General features: G+C 67.3%; 18 protein-coding genes. 13 read left to right on the top strand and 5 right to left on the bottom strand.

Features of this window, described 5'->3' with window-relative positions; translation table 11 throughout:
- Positions 1 to 90: 90 nt before the first annotated feature.
- The 9 genes from prmA to BLR75_RS22095 all read left to right on the top strand — a co-directional run bounded on the left by prmA (position 91) and on the right by BLR75_RS22095 (position 11,347).
- Positions 91 to 969 (top strand): 50S ribosomal protein L11 methyltransferase, encoded by an 879-nt coding sequence (gene prmA, locus BLR75_RS22135; RefSeq protein WP_084313352.1) that lies wholly within the window; start codon positions 91 to 93, stop codon positions 967 to 969.
- Positions 970 to 1,039: 70 nt separating this feature from the next.
- A complete protein-coding gene (locus BLR75_RS22130) occupies positions 1,040 to 2,392 on the top strand; it encodes a DUF3426 domain-containing protein (protein ID WP_084313351.1) in 1,353 nt (450 codons plus the stop codon).
- Positions 2,393 to 2,588: 196 nt separating this feature from the next.
- Positions 2,589 to 3,620 carry a tRNA dihydrouridine synthase DusB gene (gene dusB, locus BLR75_RS22125; protein WP_255312811.1) on the top strand — a complete coding sequence of 344 codons (1,032 nt, stop codon included), beginning with the start codon at positions 2,589 to 2,591 and terminating at the stop codon, positions 3,618 to 3,620.
- Positions 3,617 to 3,937 (top strand): DNA-binding transcriptional regulator Fis, encoded by a 321-nt coding sequence (gene fis, locus BLR75_RS22120; protein ID WP_084313349.1) that lies wholly within the window; start codon positions 3,617 to 3,619, stop codon positions 3,935 to 3,937. Before dusB ends, fis begins: the two co-directional genes overlap by 4 nt.
- Positions 3,938 to 4,026: 89 nt before the next feature.
- Positions 4,027 to 5,634 (top strand): bifunctional phosphoribosylaminoimidazolecarboxamide formyltransferase/IMP cyclohydrolase, encoded by a 1,608-nt coding sequence (gene purH / locus BLR75_RS22115; protein WP_084313348.1) that lies wholly within the window; start codon positions 4,027 to 4,029, stop codon positions 5,632 to 5,634.
- A gap of 219 nt (positions 5,635 to 5,853) precedes the next feature.
- Positions 5,854 to 7,143: a phosphoribosylamine--glycine ligase gene (purD, locus tag BLR75_RS22110; RefSeq protein WP_084313347.1), complete on the top strand. Its 1,290-nt coding sequence runs from the start codon at positions 5,854 to 5,856 to the stop codon at positions 7,141 to 7,143.
- A 158-nt stretch (positions 7,144 to 7,301) separates the two neighbouring features.
- Positions 7,302 to 10,022 carry a response regulator gene (locus tag BLR75_RS22105; protein ID WP_084313346.1) on the top strand — a complete coding sequence of 907 codons (2,721 nt, stop codon included), beginning with the start codon at positions 7,302 to 7,304 and terminating at the stop codon, positions 10,020 to 10,022.
- A 141-nt stretch (positions 10,023 to 10,163) separates the two neighbouring features.
- Entirely contained in the window at positions 10,164 to 10,757 is a 594-nt protein-coding gene (locus BLR75_RS22100; protein ID WP_084313345.1) for a MarC family protein, read from the top strand.
- 74 nt (positions 10,758 to 10,831) lie between these two features.
- A complete protein-coding gene (locus BLR75_RS22095) occupies positions 10,832 to 11,347 on the top strand; it encodes a GNAT family N-acetyltransferase (RefSeq protein WP_084313344.1) in 516 nt (171 codons plus the stop codon).
- A gap of 161 nt (positions 11,348 to 11,508) precedes the next feature.
- On the opposite strand, the gene BLR75_RS22090 is transcribed toward BLR75_RS22095, so the two are convergent.
- Together BLR75_RS22090 and BLR75_RS22085 are read right to left on the bottom strand one after the other, a co-directional pair.
- On the bottom strand, positions 11,509 to 11,775 hold the full coding sequence (locus BLR75_RS22090; protein ID WP_084313343.1) for a DksA/TraR family C4-type zinc finger protein: 267 nt from the start codon (positions 11,773 to 11,775) through the stop codon (positions 11,509 to 11,511).
- Positions 11,776 to 11,868: 93 nt separating this feature from the next.
- On the bottom strand, positions 11,869 to 12,732 hold the full coding sequence (locus BLR75_RS22085; protein ID WP_084313342.1) for an isocitrate lyase/PEP mutase family protein: 864 nt from the start codon (positions 12,730 to 12,732) through the stop codon (positions 11,869 to 11,871).
- Between the two features lie 158 nt (positions 12,733 to 12,890).
- On the opposite strand from BLR75_RS22085, the gene BLR75_RS22080 reads away from it, so the two are divergent.
- The 3 genes from BLR75_RS22080 to BLR75_RS22070 all read left to right on the top strand — a co-directional run bounded on the left by BLR75_RS22080 (position 12,891) and on the right by BLR75_RS22070 (position 15,142).
- Positions 12,891 to 14,156, top strand: a complete 1,266-nt coding sequence (locus BLR75_RS22080) for an Hsp70 family protein (protein ID WP_084313341.1) — start codon at positions 12,891 to 12,893, stop codon at positions 14,154 to 14,156.
- 92 nt (positions 14,157 to 14,248) lie between these two features.
- On the top strand, positions 14,249 to 14,593 hold the full coding sequence (gene osmE, locus BLR75_RS22075) for an osmotically-inducible lipoprotein OsmE (protein WP_084313340.1): 345 nt from the start codon (positions 14,249 to 14,251) through the stop codon (positions 14,591 to 14,593).
- Positions 14,594 to 14,686: 93 nt separating this feature from the next.
- A complete protein-coding gene (locus tag BLR75_RS22070) occupies positions 14,687 to 15,142 on the top strand; it encodes a GyrI-like domain-containing protein (RefSeq protein ID WP_084313339.1) in 456 nt (151 codons plus the stop codon).
- Positions 15,143 to 15,318: 176 nt separating this feature from the next.
- Here the strand turns inward: BLR75_RS22070 and BLR75_RS22065 are convergent, their stop codons facing one another.
- Positions 15,319 to 17,367 (bottom strand): AsmA family protein, encoded by a 2,049-nt coding sequence (locus BLR75_RS22065; RefSeq protein ID WP_084313338.1) that lies wholly within the window; start codon positions 17,365 to 17,367, stop codon positions 15,319 to 15,321.
- 396 nt (positions 17,368 to 17,763) lie between these two features.
- Here BLR75_RS22065 and BLR75_RS22060 point away from each other — a divergent pair, with 396 nt between their 5' ends.
- On the top strand, positions 17,764 to 18,147 hold the full coding sequence (locus BLR75_RS22060) for a hypothetical protein (protein ID WP_084313337.1): 384 nt from the start codon (positions 17,764 to 17,766) through the stop codon (positions 18,145 to 18,147).
- Positions 18,148 to 18,207: 60 nt separating this feature from the next.
- Here the strand turns inward: BLR75_RS22060 and BLR75_RS22055 are convergent, their stop codons facing one another.
- Positions 18,208 to 19,500, bottom strand: coding sequence for an MFS transporter (locus BLR75_RS22055; RefSeq protein ID WP_084313336.1), 1,293 nt, complete (start codon positions 19,498 to 19,500; stop codon positions 18,208 to 18,210).
- 101 nt (positions 19,501 to 19,601) lie between these two features.
- Positions 19,602 to 20,363: an SDR family oxidoreductase gene (locus BLR75_RS22050; protein WP_084313335.1), complete on the bottom strand. Its 762-nt coding sequence runs from the start codon at positions 20,361 to 20,363 to the stop codon at positions 19,602 to 19,604.
- Positions 20,364 to 20,478: the final 115 nt, after the last annotated feature.

Below are 20,478 nucleotides of genomic sequence, written 5' to 3'. Positions count from 1 at the left end.
AGGCTGGAAGGCCGGACGAAAAAGCGGATAATCCCGCCGCCTTTCGTCCAGCCTTCCGGCCTTCAGCCGTTTTCTCACGAGGTTTTTCCTATGCCCTGGGTTCAAGTCCGACTCGCCATCACCCCCGAACAGGCGGAAACCTACGAAGACGCGCTGCTGGAAGTCGGCGCCGTTTCCGTGACCTTCATGGATGCCGAGGACCAGCCGATCTTCGAGCCGGACCTGGGCACCACCCCGCTGTGGTCGCATACCCACCTGCTGGCGCTGTTCGAGGCGGATACCGACGAGCAGGCGCTGCTCGCGCACCTGCAGCTGCTCACCGGCGGCGAGCTGCCCGAGCACCAGATCGAGCGCGTCGAGGACCAGGACTGGGAGCGCAGTTGGATGGACAACTTCCAGCCGATGCGCTTCGGCCGCCGTCTGTGGATCGTGCCGAGCTGGCATGCCGCGCCCGAGCCGGAGGCGGTCAACCTGCTGCTCGACCCGGGCCTGGCCTTCGGCACCGGCACCCATCCGACCACCGCGCTGTGCCTGGAATGGCTGGACGGCCAGGAGCTGGCCGGCTGCAAGGTGCTGGATTTCGGCTGCGGCTCGGGCATCCTCGCCATCGCCGCGCTGCTGCTCGGCGCCGAACAGGCGGTGGGCACCGACATCGATCCGCAGGCGCTGGAAGCCTCGCGTGACAACGCCTCGCGCAACGGCATCGAGCCGGCGCGGTTCCCGGTCTACCTGCCCGAGGACCTGCCGCGCGAGCCGGCCGACGTGCTGGTGGCGAACATTCTGGCCGGTCCGCTGGTCTCATTGGCAGCGCAGCTGGCCGAACTGGTCAAGCCGGGCGGTCGCCTGGCGCTGTCCGGCATCCTCGCCGAGCAGGCCGAGGAGGTCCGCGCAGCCTACGCGGGCAGCTTCGAGCTGGACCCCACCGCCGAGCGCGACGGCTGGATCCGCATCAGCGGCCGCCGGCGCTGATGGGCAGGGCGACTGCCTGCGCAACGAGCCTTGAGTTAGACTAAACGCCTGATTTTTCGTCGGAACACCCATGAGCGAGAGCTTCATCACCCAGTGCCCACATTGTCAGACCAGTTTCCGCGTCAGCCGGGCGCAGCTGGGTGCGGCCAATGGCGCTGTGCGCTGCGGTGCCTGCCTCAAGGTGTTCAGCGCGCCGCAGCACATACTGGCGGAGCCGGGCGCAGCGGAGCCGGAGGCTGAAACCCGCGCCGAAGCGCCCGCCCAGCCCGAGCCGGCGCCGCCGGTCGCGCCTGTCGACGCCGAGCCGCCGCAGTCGGCGCCCGAACCGGCGCCTGCCGCCGCGGAGTCGGCGAAGAAAGCCGACGAAACCCTGTGGATCCACGACGATCTCGACCTGGAAACCCTGGATTTCGACGAAGAGCTGGCCAAGCTCGACGAATTCGAGCTGTCCCAGGAGTTCCTCAGCATCGAGGGCGCGCCCAAGCCGGCGCAGGCGCTGCTCAACCAGCGCGCCGAGGCCCGCGATCCCTACGATGAGCGCTGGGCCGAGGAACTGCTGGAAGAGCATGTCGACGAGCCGGACGAGCGGCGCCAGGAGCCGAGCCTCGGCAATCTGCAAAGCATCGACGACGGCGAGCACGAAGAGCCGCCGGAAGTGGCCGCCAGGCCTGAAATCGCCGCCGAGCCGGAAGTCGAAGCGGGCGTCGAGCCCGTGCAGGCGGAACTCGATGTGGAGCCGGAACCGGCGCCGCTGAAGGTCGAGGAGGACGAAGACCTGCCCAGCTTCAGCGCCCGCCGCGACGACGTGCTGGCCGTCGACGAGCCCGAGGACGAGCCGGAAGCCCTCCGCGAGCCGCGCCCTGAGCCCGCGCTGCGCGACGAAAGCCTGCGCGAACTGCACGAGGAACCGCTGCACCTCGGCTGGGAAAAGCCCAGGCGCCACTGGGGCCGGCGCATCCTCTGGCTGCTGCTGATCCTCATCGCCCTCGGCGGCCTGGTCTTCCAGTACATCGCCTATCACTTCGACGAACTGGCGCGGCAGGACGAATATCGCCCCTGGTTCGCCCAGGTCTGCCCGAGCCTCGGCTGCACCCTGCCGTCCAAGGTGGACGTCGAGCAGATCCGCAGCAGCAACCTGGTGGTGCGCAGCCATCCGGACTTCACCGGCGCGCTGGTGGTCGACGCGATCATCTACAACCGCGCCAGCTTCTCCCAGCCGTTCCCGCTGCTGGAGCTGCGCTTCGCCGATCTCAATGGCCAGCTCCTCGCCAGCCGCCAGTTCAAGCCCGGCGAATACCTCAGCGGCGAACTGGCCGGGCAGAGCGAAATGCCGCCGCAAACGCCCATCCACATCTCGCTGGACATCCTCGATCCGGGCCCCAGGGCGGTCAATTACAGCCTCAGTTTCCACTCCCCGGAATAAGCCGCGCGACGTAGCCCAGGGCGCTGGAATTCGCCATCTCCGCTCGTCTTCATCCCGCCGGCAATAAGCGCCTGGCTGTTCAGAATTTATCCAGAATCGCCTTTATCCGGTCACCGAGAGCAGGTATCATGCCCTCCCTTTTTCGCTGGCACGGTGGCTGAAACCCATTGGCCCTGCGCGTTCCGAAAGCGCGGGAGTGCCATGTTTTCGCCTCCACAACAGGGAAGCCACGTCGGTGGTAAGCATCGGCTCCTATACATTGCCCAACAGACTGATCCTGGCGCCCATGGCGGGCGTGACCGATCGGCCGTTCCGCCAACTCTGCCGCCGCCTGGGCGCCGGCATGGTGGTGTCGGAGATGGTCACCAGCGACGTGCGCCTGTGGAACAGCCGCAAGTCGCGCCTGCGTCTGCTGCACGATGGCGAGGATCAGCCGCGTTCGGTGCAGATCGCCGGCGGCGACCCGCAGATGCTGGCCGAGGCGGCGCAGCGCAATGTGGAGCTGGGTGCGCAGATCATCGACATCAACATGGGCTGCCCGGCCAAGAAGGTGTGCAACAAGGCGGCGGGTTCCGCGCTGCTCAGGGATGAACGGCTGGTGGCCGACATCCTCGAAGCGGTGGTGGCTGCCGTCGATGTGCCAGTGACCCTGAAGATACGGACCGGCTGGGACCGGGATAACAAGAATGGGGTCAACGTGGCGCGGATCGCCGAACAGTCCGGCATCCGGGCGCTGGCCGTGCATGGCCGGACCCGGGCCGACCTGTACACCGGCGACGCGGAGTACGAGACCATCGCCGCGATCAAGCGGGCGGTGTCGATCCCGGTGTTCGCCAATGGCGACATCGATTCGCCGGAAAAGGCCCGGCGCGTGCTCGAGCAGACCGGGGCGGATGCCCTGCTGATCGGCCGCGCGGCCCAGGGCCGGCCGTGGATATTCCGCGAGATCGAACATTTTCTCAGCACCGGCAGGAAACTGCCGGCGCCTTCGCTGCGCGAAGTGGAAAGCATCCTGCTTGAACACCTCGCCGCATTGCATGCGTTTTATGGGGAGGAGCAAGGCGTGAGGATCGCCCGCAAGCACGTGGGCTGGTATCTGGCGACCTTGCCGGGCGCAGCGGAGTTCCGCGCCCGATTCAATCGTTTGCAGGACACGGATGCACAGTGCGCCAGCGTCAGGCAGTTCTTCGCCGAGCGCCACGACAACGGAGAAGGGGTGGCCGCATGACAACGATGACCGAGACATTAGTGAGTGGAAATACGCCCGTGAGCGACAACACCAACCTTAAACAGCACCTGACCACTCCGACGCAGGAGGGCCAGACCCTCCGCGACAGCGTGGAGAAGGCACTGCACAACTACTTCGCCCATCTCGAAGGGCAGCCGGTCACGGATGTGTACAACATGGTGCTCTGCGAAGTGGAAGCGCCGCTGCTGGAAACCGTCATGAACTACGTGAAGGGCAACCAGACCAAGGCTTCCGAACTGCTCGGCCTGAACCGCGGCACCCTGCGCAAGAAACTCAAGCAATACGACCTTCTCTAAAAGCCGCTGGAGGCTGGAGGCCGGACGGAAAAAGCGCTCCTCGTCCAGCCTCCAGCCTTCAGCGTTCTTATTCGCTAGATGGAACCGTTATGACCGACCAAACCACCCGCCTGCCCATCCGCCGCGCGCTGATCAGCGTTTCCGACAAGACCGGCGTCGTCGATTTCGCCCGTGAGCTGGCCGCCCTCGGCGTGGAGATCCTCTCCACCGGCGGCACCTACAAGCTGCTCAGGGACAACGGCATCGCCGCCGTGGAAGTGGCCGACTACACCGGCTTCCCGGAAATGATGGACGGCCGGGTGAAGACCCTGCACCCGAAAGTGCATGGCGGCATCCTGGGCCGTCGCGACATCGACGGCGCGGTGATGGAAGAGCACGGCATCAAGCCGATCGACCTGGTGGCGGTCAACCTGTATCCCTTCGAGGCCACCGTGGCCAAGGCCGACTGCGACCTGCCGACCGCCATCGAGAACATCGACATCGGCGGCCCGACCATGGTCCGCAGCGCGGCGAAGAACCACAAGGACGTCGCCATCGTGGTCAACGCCAGCGACTATGCCGGCGTGGTCGAGAGCCTGAAGGCCGGCGGCCTGACCTATGCCCAGCGCTTCGACCTGGCGCTCAAGGCGTTCGAGCACACCTCCGCCTACGACGGCATGATCGCCAACTACCTGGGCACCATCGACCAGAGCCGCGACACCCTGAGCACCGCCGACCGCGGCGCCTTCCCGCGCACCTTCAACAGCCAGTTCGTCAAGGCGCAGGAAATGCGCTACGGCGAGAACCCGCACCAGAGCGCGGCGTTCTACGTCGAGGCGAAGAAGGGCGAGGCCAGCGTCTCCACCGCCGTGCAGCTGCAGGGCAAGGAGCTGTCGTTCAACAACGTGGCCGACACCGACGCCGCGCTGGAGTGCGTGAAGAGCTTCGTCAAGCCGGCCTGCGTGATCGTCAAGCACGCCAACCCGTGCGGCGTGGCCGTGGTTCCGGAAAACGAAGGCGGCATCCGCAAGGCCTATGACCTGGCCTACGCCACCGACACCGAGTCGGCCTTCGGCGGCATCATCGCCTTCAACCGCGAGCTGGACGGCGAAACCGCCAAGGCCATCGTCGAGCGCCAGTTCGTCGAAGTCATCATCGCCCCGAAAGTCTCCGCCGCCGCCCGCGAGGTGGTAGCTGCGAAGGCCAACGTGCGTCTGCTCGAATGCGGCGAATGGCCGGCCGAGCGCGCCGCGGGCTGGGACTTCAAGCGCGTCAACGGCGGTCTGCTGGTGCAGAGCCGCGACATCGGCATGATCACCGAGGCCGACCTGAAGATCGTCACCCAGCGCGCGCCGAGCGAGCAGGAAATCCACGACCTGATCTTCGCCTGGAAAGTGGCCAAGTTCGTCAAGTCCAACGCCATCGTGTATGCGAAGAACCGCCAGACCGTCGGCGTCGGCGCCGGCCAGATGAGCCGCGTCAACTCCGCGCGCATCGCCGCGATCAAGGCCGAGCACGCCGGCCTGATCGTTGCGGGCGCGGTGATGGCTTCCGACGCCTTCTTCCCGTTCCGCGACGGCATCGACAACGCCGCCAAGGCCGGCATCACCGCGGTGATCCAGCCGGGCGGCTCGATGCGTGACAACGAAGTCATCGCCGCGGCAGACGAGGCCGGTATCGCGATGGTGTTCACCGGCATGCGTCACTTCCGTCACTAAGGTGGATAGGGCGCACTGAAGCAGGCATCTGCTGCGTTGCCCGAACGTTCCCCAATGCTCATTGCCAGTAGGCAACTCCGCTTGGTGAACGCTCGGGCGCCTTGCATCTACCAGCTTCATCGCGCCCCTCGAGATTTGGTCGCAAAGAATTCGTAGGTTGGGTGGAGCGAAGCGATACCCAACGATCCGGCAGGTCCGGAACTGTTCAGGAGAACTCCCATGAACGTACTCATCATCGGCAGCGGCGGTCGCGAACACGCCCTGGCCTGGAAAGTGGCCCAGGACCCGCGCGTCGAGAAGGTCTTCGTCGCACCGGGCAACGCCGGCACCGCCACCGAAGCCAAGTGCGAGAACGTCGCCATCGACGTGCTGGCGCTGGAGCAACTGGCCGACTTCGCCGCGAAGAACGTGCAGCTGACCATCGTCGGCCCCGAGGCGCCGCTGGTGGCCGGGGTGGTCGACCTGTTCCGCTCGCGCGGCCTGGACATCTTCGGCCCGACCGCCGGCGCCGCCCAGCTGGAAGGCTCCAAGGCCTTCACCAAGGACTTCCTCGCCCGCCACAGGATTCCCACCGCCGACTACCAGAACTTCACCGAAGTCGAGCCGGCGCTGGCCTACCTGAAAGAGAAGGGCGCGCCCATCGTGATCAAGGCCGACGGCCTGGCCGCGGGCAAGGGCGTGATCGTCGCCATGACCCTGGACGAAGCCGAAGCCGCCGTGCGCGACATGCTCGCCGGCAACGCCTTCGGTGACGCCGGTTCGCGGGTGGTGATCGAGGAGTTCCTCGACGGCGAGGAAGCCAGCTTCATCGTCATGGTCGACGGCCAGAACGTGCTGCCGATGGCCACCAGCCAGGACCACAAGCGCGTCGGCGACGGCGATACCGGCCCGAACACCGGCGGCATGGGCGCCTACTCGCCGGCCCCGGTGGTCACTCCCGAGGTGCATCAGCGGGTGATGGACGAAGTGATCTACCCGACCGTGCGCGGCATGGCCGAGGAAGGCAACGTCTACACCGGCTTCCTCTACGCCGGCCTGATGATCGACAAGAGCGGCGCGCCCAAGGTCATCGAGTTCAACTGCCGCTTCGGCGATCCGGAAACCCAGCCGATCATGGTGCGTCTGGAATCCTCCCTGGTCCTGCTGGTCGAGGCCGCGCTGGCCAAGGCGCTGGACAAGGTCGAGGCGACCTGGGACCCGCGTCCGACCGTGGGCGTGGTGCTGGCCGCCGGCGGCTACCCGGGTGACTACGCCAAGGGTGACGTGATCGAGGGCCTGGAAGACGCCGCCGCGCTGGACGGCAAGGTATTCCATGCCGGCACCGCGCTGAAGGACGGCCGGATCGTCACCAGCGGCGGCCGCGTGCTCTGCGCCACCGCCATCGGCCCGAGCGTGTCCTCGGCCCAGCAGCAGGCCTACCGTCTGGCGGAGAAGATCCGCTGGAACGGCTGCTTCTACCGCAAGGACATCGGCTATCGCGCCATCGCCCGCGAGCAGGGCGAGAGCTGACGCCTGCGCCGCCGGAGTACGCTCCGGCGGCCCGCCGTCAGGCCGATCGGGCGCTTGTCTATACTCCGCCCATTGTTCACCGAAGGGACCTCACCGTGCACCGGCTCTGGATTGCCATTGGACTCCTGATCAGCTTTGCGCTTGCCGCAGTGGTCTTCATGCCGACCACTGCGGAGGGTCCGGCATCCGGCTGGGCGCAGCTGCATGACGGAGAAGGGCGCCTGCAGCTGCACGATGTCACTGCGCCACGCTTCCACCCGCTGTTCAGCCCGCTCGCCGATATCGAGGACGTCCACGCCCCGGCCGGCGCCGGTGCGATCTGGCTGCACTATCACCTGCCGCCCGCCGAGGGGCCTCGCCAGCTGCGCGTGTTCGCGCCGAGCCTGGACAGCCTGGAACTCTTCGTCCTGCGCAACGGCCAGTTGCTGGAGCAGAAGAGCGCCGGCAACCTCACTCCCATCGCCCGGCCGCTGCTGAGCAGCGACATCCTCCTGCCGCTGCCTGCCGCCACCGGGCAGCTCGACCTGTATCTGCGCCTGGGCTCCGCGCAGCCGCTCTATCCCAGCATCAGCCTGGAGGATGGCCTGCAGCCGGGCAGCGAATTGCGCATGCTGCAGTTCGGCGTGCTGCTCGGCTGCCTGGTGATGCTGCTGCTCTACCAGCTGGTGCGCCTCGCCTATGCCGATCCGCGCGGCGGGATCTGGCTCGCCGCGCTCTATCTCAGCCTGCTGGTCGCCTGCCTGACCGGCTTCGGCCTGCTCAGCCCCTGGTACGGCGAACACCAGCAATGGCAGCCGCTCACCGCCCAGCTGGCGCACCTGGCGGCGCTGTGCTGCATCCTCGCGCATACCGCGGCGTTCTTCCGCAACGTCCCGCCGCAGCTGCCGCTCAGGCGCCTGCTGTGCGGCGGCGCCGCCGGCCTGCTGCTGCTCGGCCTGCCGCTGTACTACTGGCTCGGCGTGCCGGCCAGCAGCCTGCTCTACGGGCTGATCGTCCTCGGCAACCTCGGCGCCCTGCTGGTGGGCATCCGCTACTGGGCGCACGGCTACCAGCCGGCACGGATGTTCGTGATCGGCATGCTGGTGTTCCTCTGCTCCTGGGTCATCAACCTGCCGGCGCTGCTCGGCTACGTGCCGACCCGCAGCGAATGGCTGACCAGCGGCCTGCTCGGCATCACCGCCATCGCCGGCTTCCTGCTCAGCCAGGCGCAGGCCGAGCGCCGCTGGAAGATGCAGTACGACCACTTCACCGCCAGCCGCCGGCGCGCGGCGAACATCGCCGAGCTGAAGGCCAAGGGCGAGTTCCTCGCCCGGCTCAGCCACGAGATCCGCACCCCCATGAACGGCGTGCTGGGCATGACCGAGCTGCTGCTCGACACCACCCTGTCGGCCAAGCAGCGCGACTACGTGCAGACCATCCACAGCTCCGGCAACGAACTGCTGGCGCTGATCAACGAGATCCTCGACATCTCGCGCATCGAGTCCGGGCAGATCGAGCTGGACGAGGTGTCCTTCGACCTCGGTGCGCTGATCGAGGACTGCCTGGCGATCTTCCGCGCCCGGGCCGAGCAGCAGAAGATCGAGCTGATCAGCTTCACCCAGCCGCAGGTGCCGCGGGTGGTCTGCGGCGACCCGGCGCGCCTGCGCCAGGTGCTGATCAGTCTGCTGGAGAATGCCTTCCGCCAGACCGAGGAGGGCGAGGTGCTGCTGGTGGTGGCCCTGGACGGCCCGGAGGGGCAGAAGCGCCTGCGCATCGCCGTGCAGGACAGCGGCCGCCCGCTGGGCGCCGGCGAGCGTCAGGCGCTGCTGGAGGCGAAGCTGCACAGCCGCGACTTCCTCGCCACCGATCGCGAGGATCGTCACCTCGGCCTGATCATCGCCCGCCAGCTGATCCAGCTGATGTCCGGCCAGTTCGGCATCGAGACCGGCGACGCCCAGGGCAGCACCCTCTGGCTGAGCCTGCCGCTCGACCAGCAACTGCTGGAACAGCCCGCCGCCGACCTCGACGGCCCGCTGCAGGGCGCGCGGCTGCTGATCGTCGATGACAACCAGACCTGCCGCAAGGTGGTCATGCAGCAGTGCAGCGCCTGGGGCATGGACGTCAGCGCGGTGGCGTCGGGCAAGGAGGCGCTGGCCCACCTGCGCACCAAGGCGCACCTGCGCGAATATTTCGACGTGGTCCTGCTCGACCAGGAAATGCCCGGCATGACCGGCATGCAGCTGGCCACCAAGATCAAGGAAGACCCCAACCTCAACCACGACCTGCTGCTGATCATGCTCACCGGCATCAGCAACGCGCCGAGCAAGATCATCGCGCGCAACGCCGGGATCAAGCGCATCCTCGCCAAGCCGGTGGCCGGCTACGCGCTCAAGGCCACCCTCGCCGACGAGCTCGACCGCCGCGGCCACGGCAGCGCCGACAGCTACGCGCCGGCCGGCGTGGAGCCGCTGCCGGTCGAACTGCCCGGCGACTTCCGCATCCTCATCGCCGAGGACAACAGCATCTCCACCAAGGTCATCCGCGGCATGCTCGGCAAGCTCAACCTGCAGCCGGACACCGCCAGCAACGGCGAGGAAGCGCTGTCGGCGATGAAGAAGACCCAGTACGACCTGGTGCTGATGGACTGCGAGATGCCGGTGCTCGACGGCTTCTCCGCCACCGAACGCCTGCGCGCCTGGGAGGCCAGCGAACAGCGCCCGCGCACCCCGGTGGTGGCGCTCACCGCGCACATCCTCAGCGAACACAAGGACCGCGCCCGGCAGGTCGGCATGGACGGCCACATGGCCAAGCCGGTGGAACTGTCGCAGCTGCGCGAGCTGGTGGCCTACTGGGTCGGCGAGCGCCAGCGGCGGCTGGAGAAGGATGCGCTGGCGTCCTGACTGCTCGCCGGATGGTGGATGAAAGGAGACTCATCCACCCTACGGTCCGCCCTGCAACTGCTCCATGACCCCGTCACCATCCGCCGCTATGCTCTGAGCCAGGCGCAGGGCCGCCGAGTCTTTCCTCCCGGAGTCGTTTCCATGCATTTGCTGTTCAGCGTGTACCTGAAGATGCTGGTGCTCTACAGCCCCTTCTTCGTGCTTTCCTGCTTCATCAGCCTGAGCCGCGGCTTCGGCCCGCGCGACCGCAAGCGCATGGCCTGGCGCGTGGCGCTGGCGGCGCTGATCGCCAGCCTGCTGCTGTACCTGTTCGGCCGCTACATCTTCACCCTGTTCGGCATCACCGCCGACGCCTTCCGCATCGGCGCCGGCAGCGTGCTGTTCATCTCCGCCCTGGGCATGGCCCAGGGGCGCTCGACGGTGCAGAGCGACAACGTGCAGCAGGACGTCACCATAGTGCCGCTGACCATCCCCATCACCGTCGGCCCCGGCACCATCGGTGCGTTGCTGGTGATGGGCGTCGGCCAGCCCTGGGACGACAAGCTGATCTCCATGCTGGCGGTGGCCGCCGCGTGCGTCACCCTTGGCGTGACGCTCTACATGTCCGACAGGATCGAAAGATTCCTCGGCGAGGATGGCCTGCAGATCGTCAGCCGCCTGATGGGCCTGTTCGTCTGTGCGCTGGCGGCGCAGATCATCATGACCGGGGTGCGCGGGTACTTCATCGTCCAGTGACGATGATGTCTTGCCCGCAGGAGCCAGCCTGCTGGCGAACGCTTCGTGAACAAACAACGGTTCGAGATCCAGTCATGTCCCTCGTCATCCGCGACGCCAGCGAAGCCGACCTGCCCGGCATTCGCGACACCTACAACGACGCCGTACGCAACACCACGGCGATCTGGAACGAAACCGAGGTCGACCTCGACAACCGCCGCGACTGGTTCGCCGGGCGCCGGCAGCAGGGCTTCCCGGTGCTGGTGGCGGAGGAGGGCGGCGAGGTGGTCGGCTATGCCAGCTACGGTCCGTGGCGCAACTTCGATGGCTTCCGCGAAACGGTGGAGCACTCGGTCTACGTGCGCGACGACCAGCGCGGCAAGGGCATCGGTCCGCAGCTGATGCAGGCCCTGATCGTCCGCGCCCGGGTGCAGGGCCTGCACGTGATGGTCGCCGCCATCGAAAGCGGCAACGCCGCCTCGATCCGCCTGCACGAACGCGTCGGCTTCGTCACCACCGGGCAGATGCCGCAGGTGGGGCAGAAATTCGGGCGCTGGCTGGACCTGACCTTCATGCAGCTGGTGCTCGATCCGGAGCGCAAGGCGCCGTAGGAGCGCGCCCGATATCGGTGTCCTCGGAGTGTCGCGGGCATGGCCCGCTCCTACACGGGATTCGCGAGCAAATGTGCTGAGATACCAGACAGTTGCTCCTGCAGTCGGGGGCGGTGTAGGGCGAATAACGCCCCGGCGTTATCCGCCACAAGCCCTGCGTCTCAACGCAACTGACTATCCTTGCTCCCCCGCCGGTTGTAGCCGGCGAAGGCCGCCTCCTCTTTGTCGTGCTCGCTCTGGCAGGTGACGCACAGGTGCACGCCGGGCACGGCCTTGCGCCGGGCCTCGGGGATGGCGGCGCCGCATTCCTCGCAGTGGCTCAGGCTTTCGCCGCGCGGCAGGTTGCTGCGCGCGCGGGCGACGGCGTCCTCGATGGTGCTGTCGATCTGTTCCTGTACCGCCCCGTCGTTCGCCCAACCGCTGGCCATGGCTGCCTCCGAAATTCGTCGTCTGTCCGAAGATATGCGCGGCAGCACTCGGCATTGCAAGGGTGCATGTCGCTTCCGGCGACGAGCTGTTCGCTATTCCTTCACTTCCATGTATTCCCGCGCCCAGATCTGGTACTCCTCGGGCAGGGTGTACTTCTTCGCCAGTTCCGAGGCGGTCAGGTCCGACGCGTCGACGCCGCGCTGTTCGCGCAGGCAGTCGTAGGTCGCCTTGATCGCGGCGAAGTAGGCCAGGTGGCCGTTGACCACGATGCGCACGCCGAGCTGCGCCAGGCGGCGGTCGTCGCGCAGTTGCGGGTTGCCGTAGGTGACCAGCATCAGCGGGATGCGCAGGTGCCGGGCGATGGCTTCCAGGTGCTCGAAGTCGCGGATGCCGACCATGCAGATGGCGTCCGCGCCGGCGGCCTGGTAGGCGAGGGTGCGGCGGATCACGTCGTCCACCTCGATCACCTCGGCGTTGGTGCGGGCGATGATCGCCATGTCCTGGTCGACCCGCGCTTCCAGCGCCGCGCGGATCTTGCCGACGCCTTCCTCGACCGGGATCAGGTCGGTGGACTTGCGGCCGAACTGCGCCGGCAGCAGGGTGTCCTCGATGGTCAGCGCGGCGATGCCGGCGCGCTCCAGTTCCACCACCGTGCGCATGGTGTTCAGCGCGTTGCCGTAGCCGTGGTCGGCGTCGGCGATCACCGGCAGGCGGGCGACGCGGCCGATGCGGGTGGCCTGCTCGACGAATTCGCTGAGGGTGATCAGGGCGAAGTCCGGCGCCGCCAGGACCTGCAGGGAGGCGACCGAGCCGCCGAGGATGCCGACTTCGAAGCCGAGGTCGGCGGCGATGCGCGCGGACATCGGATCGAACACCGAGGCGGTGTGGTAGCAGGAATGGGAATTCAGCAGCGCGCGAAAGGCCGCACGCAGTTCATGGTGGGAAGCTCTTTGCATGGTGAGGGGTCCAGCTGTAGCGGGATCTTGATGAGGAGATTGTATACAGTATCAAACTTGCAGCAGCCTTTCGTCCCCATCATCCGCTCGATGGACGAGCATCGCGTGCCTCTCTCGCGTAAACTGCGCGGCCGTTTTTTCCCCGGACCCTTCGCGTCATGCAGCACAGCACTCCGGCCCGCGCCCTGGGCATCGACTTCGGCACTTCCAATTCCACCGTCGGCTGGTGGCGCCCGGACGCGGAGCCGCTGATCGTACTGGAGGACGGCAGGATCACCCTGCCGTCGGTGGTGTTCTTCAACGTCGAGGAACGCCGCCCGGTGTACGGCCGCCTGGCCCTGCACGAATACCTGGAAGGCTACGAAGGCCGCCTGATGCGCTCGCTGAAGAGCCTGCTGGGCTCCAGCCTGCTGAAGAGCGAAACCACCGTGCTGGGCAGCGCGCTGCCGTTCAAGGACCTGCTCGGGCTGTTCCTCGGCGAGCTGAAGAAGCGTGGCGAGGCGGCTGCCGGGCGCGAGTTCGATTCCGTCGTGCTGGGCCGCCCGGTGTTCTTCGTCGATGACGACGAGAAGGCCGACAGGGAAGCTTCCGACACCCTGGTCGAGGTGGCCAGGAAGATCGGCTTCAGCGAAGTGTCGTTCCAGTACGAACCGATCGCCGCGGCCTTCGACTACGAGCGCGGCGTCGAGCGCGAGGAACTGGTGCTGATCGTCGACATTGGCGGCGGTACCTCGGACTTCTCCCTGGTGCGCCTGGCGCCGGAGCGCCGCGACGTCGCCGACCGCCAGTCCGACATCCTCGCCACCGGCGGCGTGCACGTTGGCGGCACCGACTTCGACAAGCAGCTCAGCCTGCAGGGCGTGATGCCGCTGTTCGGCTACGGCAGCCGGATGAAGAGCGACGCCTTCATGCCGACCAGCTACCACCTGAACCTCGCCACCTGGCACACCATCAACGCGGTGTACGCGCAGAAGTCGCAGCTGGCGCTGAAGAACATGCGCTACGACATCGTCGACGCCACCGGCATCGACCGCCTGTTCAGGCTGATCGACCAGCGCGCCGGGCACTGGCTGGCGATGCAGGTGGAGGCCAGCAAGATCGAGCTGAGCGACATCGACGCGCGCAGCATCGACCTCTCGCGCATCGAGCCGAACTTGCGCGCCGACCTCACCCGCGGCCTGTTCGAGGAGGCCATCGAGCCGCTGCTGGTGCGCGTGCGCAACAGCGTCACCCAGCTGCTGGCGCAGGCGGACGTGCCGGTGGAGCGGGTCGACACGGTGTTCTTCACCGGCGGCTCCAGCGGCGTGCCGGCGCTGCGCCAGAGCGTGGCGGCGATGCTGCCGAACGCGCGGCATGTGGACGGCAACCGCTTCGGCAGCATCGGCAGCGGCCTGGCGATCGAGGCGAAAAAGCGCTACGGCTGATAGTGCCGGGCTGGCGCATCGGATCGAACTTGCGCAGGCGTGCCCGGCTCAAACCAGACTGAGCGCCTCTGCTCGTCCACAAGGAGCCGATCATGTACAGACATACGTTGCTGGCTATGGTGGTACTGGCTGCGGTTGCCGGTTGCGCATCGACCAAGGTGCAGAACCCGGTCAACTACGTCACCTATCGGGACGAACCGCTGGTCAGGGACGTCGAGAAGGGCATGAGCAAGTCGGATGTGCTGCGCATCGGCGGCACGCCTTCGTCCACCCAGGAGCGCCTGATGAAGCCCGGTAGCTGCAACAGCTACATCCTCACCACCGATGGCCGGCAACAGCCGTACTACGTCAGTTTCGACGGCAATGGCCAGGTGGACGGCTCGGGCTTCATGACCTGTTCCGAACTGGACCGCCACGAGCGCGATGCCAGGCCGTGACAGCGGATGAGCGTTCCCGCGCTCCCGCGTGGGAACGCTGAGCCGTCCGGAGCGGCGGGCTATCATCCTGTGGTCATCCAGGAGTCCCGCCCCATGAAACAACGTATCATCGAATCGCCGGCCTTCACCGTGGTCGGCCTGGAATACATCGGCAGCGACCCCGCCGACAACCTGCGCCAGCTCTGGCAGCGCTTCATCCCCCGGGAAGGCGAGATCGCCCCGCGCCTGGAGCCGGGCGTTGCCTATGGCATCTGCAGCCAGACGGCGGACGGCATGCTGCGCTACATCGCCGGCGTCCACGCCCCGGACACCGCCTCGCTGCCCGAGGGCATGGTGAAGTTCGTGGTGCCGGCGCAGAAGTGCGCGGTGTTCACCCATCGCGGCACGGTGGAGCAGATTGCCGACAGCTTCCAGGCGATCTACTCGGAACTGCTCGCCCGCCACGGGCTGGAGCCGAAGCAGGGGGTGGGGTACGAACGCTATGACCAGCGCTTCAGCGGGCCGGACGATCCGGCGGCGGAAGTGGATCTGTATATCCCGGTCTACTGAGCCGGCGCGCTGTTCGTAGGGTGGATCAGGCTCCATCGATCCACCATGGCCGCGCATGCGGCCCCCGCAATGGTGGATGAAAAAAGACTCATCCACCCTACGTCACGCACATGCATCGTCGCCTGTAGGAGCGGGCCATGCCCGCGACTCGCGCGCATGGCGCGCTCCTGCAGGGTTCAGCGCTTGCGCATCTGCGCCAGCAGCGCCGCGCACTGGTTGTCCTCGCGCTTGCTTGGCGCCACCAGGGCCAGCAGGCCGGCGGCCGGGCCCGCGGCGATGCCGAGGGCGACCATTCCCGCTCCCCGCGCCGCCAGCGGCAGGGCGTGCACGCCGGGGCGCGGGTTCTTGAAGGTGCCGTGGACGTACAGCGGCGAGCGCAGGGAGAAGATGCGCAGGCCCTTGCTGTGCGGGATCACGTCGATGTTCAGCGCCTCCGTGGCGAAGCTGGCGTCGCCCTCGACGTTGATGATGGCGTTCTCCGTGTCGAACACGAACACCCGCGGCCTGGCCAGGCCGCGGGTGATGCCGACGTCGGCGGCGGCGCAATTGATCTGCACGTCCTCGTCGCCGAACATCCGCGTCACCAGGTAGTTGCCGACGTTCAGCCCGGCGATTTCCATCAGGCCCTTGCTGATCGCGCCGTCGTTCATCAGCAGCTTCATCTCGCCATCGGCGCCGCCGAGGATCTTCGCCACCGAGTTGCCGCTGCCGCTCAGCGCCGCGTCGCCGTTCAGCTCGCCGAAGCTGGTCTGCATCGGCGCGAAGCCGGGGAACAGCTGCTTCAGCTGCAGGCCCCGCGCCTGCATTTCGATGCGGCTCTGCATCGGCGTCCTGCCGCCGTCCAGGCGGATCTGCGATTCCAGCTTGCCGCCGGCCATGCCGAAGCGCAGCGGCTGCAGGGCCAGCAGGCCGTCGTGCAGCTGGATGTGGGTGTACAGGTCGCTGATCGGCAGCTTGTCGCCGTGCACGATGCGCTTGCCGGTGAATTCCACGTCGGCGTCCATCGTCCGCCAGCGCTCGGTGCGGAATTCCTCCACCGGCAGCACCTTGTCCGCCGGCTGGCGGGTGGTCTGGCCGCGGGCCCGCTTCTTGTCGTTGGAGTCGGCGCCGATCAGCGGGCCGAGGTCGACCATGCGCAGCTGGTTGGACTGCAGCTTGCCGGAGAGCTTCGGCCGCGGCTGGCGGTTGACGAAGGTGAGGCTGCCGTGGAGGTCGCTGTCGCCGACCTTGCCGTTGAAGTCCCGGTAGCGGAACACCGCGCCGCCGGGGTCGTTCAGCTCGGCGTGCAGGCGGCCGTCGGTGGCGTAGGGCGGGGTATCGGGCAGGGTGATGCCGGTAAGCGGGTAGAGATGGGCCATGCTGGCGCCTTCCAGCTTCAGGCGCAGGTCGAGGGCGCCGAGGTGCAGCGGGTCGGTGAGGGTGCCGACGATGCTGGCGCGGGTGCTGCCGGCGCGCACGTCGGCCTGCACCGGGAACGGCCGGCTGGCCTCCTGCAGCGCCAGCACGCCGCCGACCTTGCCCTGGCCGCTGAATGGCAGGCCCTTGTACTCGCCCCTGGCCTTCCAGCCGAACACGTAGTCCTGGGTCGCCGTGGCGTTGGCGCCGGCGGCCTTGCCGGCCAGCTGGGCGAAGGGCACCGGCTTGCCGAGACTGTCCACCAGCAGTTCGATGCGCGATTTCAACTGGCGGTCGTCAAGGCTGACGCGCCCCTGGTCGAAGCCGATGGCGCCGATCTCCAGCTGCCACGGCGAGGGCTCCCGGGGTTCCTCCTCGTTGGCGGGGAGCTGGAAGTCCCAGTTGGCGCGGCCGTCGGCCAGGCGCAGGAGGTCGGCGCTGGGGCGGACGAGGGTGATCTGCGGGATGACGATGCGTTTCCACAGCAGCGGCAGCGGAGCCAGGCGGAACTCCACGCTGTCCAGGCTGGCGAAGCGCTCGGCGCGGGTCTGGCCGGCGGTCCAGTCGGGGTTGCCGAGGGTCAGGTCGCTGGCCTGGAAGCGTGGCCACGGCACCCAGGCGCGCCAGCCGTCCTCGCCGGGCTCGCGATTCCAGACCACCCGCAGGTCGCCGTTGATGGCGAAGGGGCGGTTGAGCGCGGCGGAGACCTTTTCATTGAGCAGGGGTTTGGCGCGATTCCAGTCGAAGGTGGCGATGAACACCACGCCGAGCGCCAGCAGGCAGAACAGGGCAGCGAAGGCCCAGAGCGAGATTTTTCGGCCGCGCGTCATGCTGAACTCCTTGTCGCCGCGTCGGTGATGGGCTGCGCGATGCCGGCTCGGGCCACCGCCAGTAACTCTTGGACCGGTGCTGGCACGTTAAGCTCCCGCGATCTCGCCGATCTTCTCCGCTCGGGAAGCGCCGCGCCAGCCGCCTGGCAAGGCCTCGCCAATGTGGCTCCTGCTGATAATATCCATTTATTCGATATTAACGTTCGGGCCGATATTTGCTATCGAGGCCGTTGATAGACGTCAATTTTTAAAATCAATCTATTGTTTTTAAATGGAAAATGTTGAATCGATGGGAATGATAGCGACTATTCGCCGTCTTCGTTTTTAAATCGATTATCCAGAACAGACAATGGCTCCGTGTTCAACGAACTCCCCACTCTTCCAGGAGCCGACATCATGAAACCCACTCTTGTACTTGGTTTTGCCCTTTCCTTCCTCGCCGCCAACATCGCCGTTTCCGCTCCGCAGCGCGTAGTCGCCGCCCCGCAGGCCAGCGACGTCCAGGTGCTCGCCGAGAACGGCAGCGAACGGACCATCGACCGCCTGCACGAGAAGATGAGCGAGCAACCGCGCATCGCCGAGAACGGCAGCGAACGGACCATCGACCGCCTGCACGAGAAGATGGGTGAGCAACTGCGCATGGCCGAGAACGGCAGCGAACGGACCATCGACCGCCTGCACGAGAAGATGAGCGAGCAACCGCGCATCGCCGAGAATGGCAGCGAGCGCACCATCGATCGCCTGCACGAGAAGATGGCTGGCCAGAGCCGCATCGCATGACTGCGGCTCCAGGCAAGTCCAACCACACAAGGCCCGGCACCCCGCCGGGCCTTGGCGTTTTCAGGGGTGCGAATCTTCCGGGCGGCCGATGCTCGGCGGGGCTTCCACGGTCATTTCCTCCGGAATCTGCTCGACGCGCGGGTCGAGCGCGGCGGACACCGGGCTGGCGGATTCCGGCATCACCACGTGGTGCAGCGGCGCCTCGTCGACCTGCGGCAGGTCGCTGACCTTCTTCGGCCGCACCCAGAAGATCAGCAGCAGCGAATAGGCCGAGATCAGCACGTAGAACATCCCCGGATGGAAATGGCGCATCAGCGCGCCGGCGATCAGCGGGCCGATGCAGGCGCCGACGCCGTAGGCGGTCAGCATGATGGCCGACAGCGCCACCCGCCGCGGCTGCTCCACGTGGTCGTTGGCCAGCGCCACCGCCAGCGGATAGAGGGTGAACAGCAGCATGCCGGTGAGGAAGCCGTTGCCCAGCAGGCCCCAGTACGGCAGCTCGATCAGCCCCCACATCGGCACCGCGGCCAGGCACAGCAGCAGCGCGTTGAGGCGGATCAGCCAGGCGCGGTTCATGCGGTCCGACAGCCAGCCCAGCGGCCACTGCGCGCAGAAGCCGGCGACGATGCACAGGCCGACGAACAGGCTGGCGTGCGAGGTATCCAGGCCGTTGCGGCTGGCGTACACCGGCGCCAGGCCGTAGAAGGCGCCGACCATCAGGCCGGCGGCGAAGATGGTGCCCAGCGACTGCGGCACGCGCTGCCAGAAGAAGCGCAGCTCCAGCGGCGCCGCGACCAGCTTGGCCGGGTGCACGCGGCGGGTCATCGCCAGCGGGATCAGGCAGGCGGCGAAACAGATCGCCACCAGCAGCAGCGGCCGGTAATCCAGCCCCGGGCTCAGCGCCAGCAGGCCCTGGCCGAGCACCAGGCCGAGGTCGACGGCGATCATGTAGCCGGCGAACACCTTGCCGCGCTGGTGGCTCTCGGCCTGCTCGTTGAGCCAGCTCTCGATCACCATGTACTGGTTCATCATCACCGCGCCGGTGACGAAGCGCAGCACCACCCACACCTCCAACTGGTCGATCAGCGCATGCAGCAGCACCGCCACCGTCGCCAGGCCGGCGCAGGCCACGTAGGAGCGGATGTGGCCGAAGCTGGCGATCAGCCGGTGGCCGAACTTGGCGCCGCAGACCAGGCCGAAATAGTAGGCCGCGGTCAGGCCGCCGACCCACAGGTCGCCGACCCCTTCGGCGGTCAGGCGCAGGCCCAGGTAGGTGGTGAGCAGGCCGGTGCCGGCGAGCATGAGCAGGGTGGCGCTGTAGAGCGCCGGGAAGGTGACGAGCGGGCCGAACATTTCGATTCCTTGAACAACACCCCGCGGTTGCGGGTATGGGATGGCTGGGCGACGGGGCGGACGCCATCTGACGACGCCCCGGACGCCGGGTTCCGTATGCCTCAGCCCTTGCGATGGATGGCGAAGCCGGCCCAGGACTGGCTGACCGGCATGATTTCCAGGTTGTTGATATTGATGTGCGGCGGCTGGGTCATGATCCAGAAGATGGTCTCGGCGATGTCCTGCGGCTGGATCGGCTCGGCGCCGGCGTAGGTCTTGTCGTAGCGCGCCTGGTCGCCGCCGAAGCGCACCAGGGAGAACTCGCTCTCGCACAGGCCGGGCTCCAGGTTGCTCACCCGCACGCCGGTGCCCTGCAGGTCGCAGCGCAGGTTGCGCGAGAACTGCTCGACGAAGGCCTTGGTCGCGCCGTACACGTGGCCGCCCGGATAGGGCCAGCGGCCGGCTACCGACCCCAGGTTGAGGATGCTCGCCCCGCGCCCGTGGGCGATCAGCCGCGGCAGCAGCAGGCGGGTGCAGTACATCAGGCCCTTGATGTTGGTGTCGACCATGGTGTCCCAGTCATCCAGGTCGCAGTCCTGCGCCGGATCGGTGCCGAGGGCGAGGCCGGCGTTGTTGATCAGCCCGGTCAGGCGGTCGAAGCCGGCCGGCAGGCTGTCCAGCGCGGCGGCGACGGCGGCGCGGTCGCGCACGTCGAGGGTCAGCGGCAGCACCTCGGTCTGCGCGGAAAGCTCCTGGGCCAGCGCCTGCAGGCGGTCCTCGCGGCGGCCGCTGATCACCAGCGACCAGCCCTCGCGGGCGAACCGCCGCGCACAGGCTTCGCCGAAGCCGGAAGTGGCGCCGGTAATGAACAGGGTGGAAGTCATGGCTTGCTCCTCTCTGGGCCGGCATTCCCGGTGAGGTAGGGATCGCAGCCGGCGCGGGGTTTTCGACGTTCCCGGGGAGGATAACAGCCGGCTCCGTGAGTGGTGCACAACAGCC

Origin of the sequence: Pseudomonas jinjuensis (genome assembly GCF_900103845.1) — a bacterium.
In the GTDB taxonomy this organism is placed as follows: domain Bacteria; phylum Pseudomonadota; class Gammaproteobacteria; order Pseudomonadales; family Pseudomonadaceae; genus Pseudomonas; species Pseudomonas jinjuensis.
Note: the sequence above shows the minus strand (reverse complement) of the source record. Positions and strands in the feature narration are given on the sequence as shown.

Bases quoted from the DNA above. Each gene is read 5' to 3' on its own strand.
- BLR75_RS22095 (WP_084313344.1), top strand. From the start codon at position 10,832: ATGTCCCTCGTCATCCGCGACGCCAGCGAAGCCGACCTGCCCGGCATT.
- BLR75_RS22060 (WP_084313337.1), top strand. From the start codon at position 17,764: ATGAAACCCACTCTTGTACTTGGTTTTGCCCTTTCCTTCCTCGCCGCC.
- osmE (WP_084313340.1), top strand. From the start codon at position 14,249: ATGTACAGACATACGTTGCTGGCTATGGTGGTACTGGCTGCGGTTGCC.
- BLR75_RS22070 (WP_084313339.1), top strand. From the start codon at position 14,687: ATGAAACAACGTATCATCGAATCGCCGGCCTTCACCGTGGTCGGCCTG.
- BLR75_RS22065 (WP_084313338.1), bottom strand. From the start codon at position 17,367: ATGACGCGCGGCCGAAAAATCTCGCTCTGGGCCTTCGCTGCCCTGTTC.
- purD (WP_084313347.1), top strand. From the start codon at position 5,854: ATGAACGTACTCATCATCGGCAGCGGCGGTCGCGAACACGCCCTGGCC.
- BLR75_RS22055 (WP_084313336.1), bottom strand. From the start codon at position 19,500: ATGTTCGGCCCGCTCGTCACCTTCCCGGCGCTCTACAGCGCCACCCTG.
- BLR75_RS22085 (WP_084313342.1), bottom strand. From the start codon at position 12,732: ATGCAAAGAGCTTCCCACCATGAACTGCGTGCGGCCTTTCGCGCGCTG.
- fis (WP_084313349.1), top strand. From the start codon at position 3,617: ATGACAACGATGACCGAGACATTAGTGAGTGGAAATACGCCCGTGAGC.
- BLR75_RS22050 (WP_084313335.1), bottom strand. From the start codon at position 20,363: ATGACTTCCACCCTGTTCATTACCGGCGCCACTTCCGGCTTCGGCGAA.
- BLR75_RS22090 (WP_084313343.1), bottom strand. From the start codon at position 11,775: ATGGCCAGCGGTTGGGCGAACGACGGGGCGGTACAGGAACAGATCGAC.
- BLR75_RS22105 (WP_084313346.1), top strand. From the start codon at position 7,302: ATGCCGACCACTGCGGAGGGTCCGGCATCCGGCTGGGCGCAGCTGCAT.
- BLR75_RS22100 (WP_084313345.1), top strand. From the start codon at position 10,164: ATGCATTTGCTGTTCAGCGTGTACCTGAAGATGCTGGTGCTCTACAGC.
- BLR75_RS22130 (WP_084313351.1), top strand. From the start codon at position 1,040: ATGAGCGAGAGCTTCATCACCCAGTGCCCACATTGTCAGACCAGTTTC.
- purH (WP_084313348.1), top strand. From the start codon at position 4,027: ATGACCGACCAAACCACCCGCCTGCCCATCCGCCGCGCGCTGATCAGC.
- prmA (WP_084313352.1), top strand. From the start codon at position 91: ATGCCCTGGGTTCAAGTCCGACTCGCCATCACCCCCGAACAGGCGGAA.
- BLR75_RS22080 (WP_084313341.1), top strand. From the start codon at position 12,891: ATGCAGCACAGCACTCCGGCCCGCGCCCTGGGCATCGACTTCGGCACT.